Raw genomic sequence first — 2290 nt, 5'->3', positions numbered from 1 at the left:
GCCTCGTTCCCGGGCCCTCGCGCCGGGGTGCGGATCCGGCTGGACGGCGGCTGGACGGCGGCTGTGTGATCGCTGTGTGATCGGCCACAGCGCGCACCCCGGCGCACGCCGCGCCCGAGGGCCCGCGCGACGGGGCGCGCGCCGCCCGGGCGGTTCGTACGCCCTGTGCCCGTACGCCTCCTGACACTCCGGCCGCCACCCGCCGCAATCGGCCGAAACCCGCTGACGCGCCCGCGCCACCACACCGCCGTCCCCGCCCGTGCCGTCGACGCCGACCGCGAGCGCTGGATATGGTCGGTCCCCATGGCTGGCAGAGCGCCGGGCACACCGCCCCAGACGACTGCGACGAGGCCCGGCGCCGCCCCGGCGTCCGACCCCGTGACGGCCCGGTTGCGCAAGAGGCTCCGCCGGGTCCGCCGAAGGCTGCGCACCGCCGGGGTGGACTGGTTCCGCGGCGGCGCCGCCGACTGGCCGGTGCTCTGCGCGCTCGCCCTGCTGGTGCCGCTGCTGATCCTGCTCAACATCTGGTGGCCCGCCTGGGCCCCGCCCACCGCCCTGGTCCTGCCGATCCTGGCGGCGGCCCTGCTGCTGCGCCCCGGCTCGCTGGTGGTGCTGTACGCGCTGGCCGCGCTCGGCCTGTCCGCCGAGTCGGTCATCCACACCGGCCAGCGGGTGGCCAGCGACCACCCCGAGTCCTACACCTACGGGGTCACCCCCGGCGCCGCCCTGGTGGTCGGCGCGGCCGGCGTCGGCGGTCTGCTGCTGGCCCAGTTCCGCAGCCGGGTCGGCGTGCCCTGGTGGGGCGGCTCGACGATGCTCTTCGACCTGCGCGAGCGGCTGCGGGTGCAGAGCCGGGTGCCCCGGCTGCCGGACGGCTGGCACGCCGACATGGCGCTGCGCCCGGCCGGCGGGCAGTCCTTCTCGGGCGACTTCGTGGTCGCCGACCGCACCGGCCCCGGCCGGCGGGTGCTGGAGGTGGTCCTCGCGGACGTCTCCGGCAAGGGCATGGACGCCGGATCGCGGGCGCTGCTGCTCTCCGGCGCGTTCGGCGGGCTGCTCGGCTCGCTGCCCGCGCACGACTTCCTGCCCGCCGCCAACGGCTACCTGCTGCGGCAGTCCTGGGAGGAGGGCTTCGCGACCGCCGTGCACCTGGTGCTCGACCTGGACACCGGCGAGTACGAGCTGCTCTCGGCCGGGCACCTGCCGGGCATGCAGCGGCTGGCGGGCGCCGGCCGCTGGGAGGTCAAGGAGGCGCTGGAGGGCCCGGCGCTGGGCATCTACGACGGCGCCAAGTTCGAGGGCGTGCGGGGGCGGCTGAACCGCGGCGACGTGCTGCTGCTGTGCACCGACGGCATGGTCGAGGCGCCCGGCCGGGACCTCTCGGAGGGCATGGACCGGCTGATGGGCGAGGCGGACCGGCTGGTGCCGGGCGGCGGCCCGGGCACCGGCGGCGGCGCGGCGTCCCGGCTGATCGAGACGGTCGCCCGGGACATCAACGACGACCGCGCGGTGCTGCTGCTCTGGCGCGACTGAGCGGTGCGCGGCGGGCCCGCCGGGGCCCACCGGGGGCTCCTCGTCGGCCGTTTCGCGGTGGCACGTGCCAACGGCAGTCGCTGTCAAGCCCCGGAGCTGATCTTCAGCCAATTCCGGCACCGGGGAAGCGGAGCGGACCTGCCGGTTCCGGTCCGGCCCGCCGAATGTTTCCCGGCCGCTCAGCGGCACCCCGCCGACGATTCGTCAGGATGTCTCGACTATCGTCCCGGTCGGCGGAAACTCGTCTCGCATCGCAGGATATCGGCGTTCGACCGACTGTCAGACCTTTACGCAGTCGGCACGGTCGACCACACTGAGTCCGGGCGGGACTGTTCAGGATTCGGGGGATGGGGGGCGTCACATGCGGCACGACGGACATCGTGCGGCCGTACCGGGCGGCCTTCCCTCCGGCCTCGACGTGCCGGACGAACTGCCGTTCCGCCTCGGGACCGTCGGACAGGCCGGGGTCCGGCTTCGCAGGGGTCGTCCGCCGGTGGCGCCCCGCTATGAAACGAGGAAGTGAGTCCGGGTGGCACTCTCCGTCTCCGCGCTGGTCCTGTTCGGCATCATCTGCTTCATCTTCATCCGCCAGAAGCAGCTGAAGACCGGGCACTTCATCCTGGCCGCCCTGTTCGGCTTCATGCTCAACCAGAGCACGGCCGCCAAGCCGATCCAGGACTTCCTGGCCCAGATCGCCAAGTCCATCTCCAGCATCGCCAGCTGACCCCCGGACCGCCGGGCCGCCGCGCTCGCCGCC

At 74.4% G+C, this 2290-nt stretch carries 2 protein-coding genes; both read left to right on the top strand.

Annotated features, from left to right (window positions below; genetic code table 11):
* The first annotated feature begins 303 nt into the window (after positions 1–303).
* Positions 304–1533 (top strand): PP2C family protein-serine/threonine phosphatase, encoded by a 1230-nt coding sequence (locus ABD308_RS29630; RefSeq protein WP_425554879.1) that lies wholly within the window; start codon positions 304–306, stop codon positions 1531–1533.
* Positions 1534–2062: 529 nt separating this feature from the next.
* The gene (locus ABD308_RS29625; RefSeq protein WP_344341561.1) at positions 2063–2257 is read left to right on the top strand and encodes a hypothetical protein; all 195 of its coding nucleotides are present in this window, start codon (positions 2063–2065) and stop codon (positions 2255–2257) included.
* Positions 2258–2290 lie beyond the last annotated feature (33 nt).

It is taken from the genome of Kitasatospora putterlickiae (assembly GCF_039527695.1).
Classification (GTDB): Bacteria; Actinomycetota; Actinomycetes; order Streptomycetales; family Streptomycetaceae; genus Kitasatospora; species Kitasatospora putterlickiae.
This window is presented reverse-complemented; position numbering and strand designations above follow the sequence as displayed.

Bases quoted from the DNA above. Each gene is read 5' to 3' on its own strand.
- ABD308_RS29630 (WP_425554879.1), top strand. From the start codon at position 304: ATGGCTGGCAGAGCGCCGGGCACACCGCCCCAGACGACTGCGACGAGG.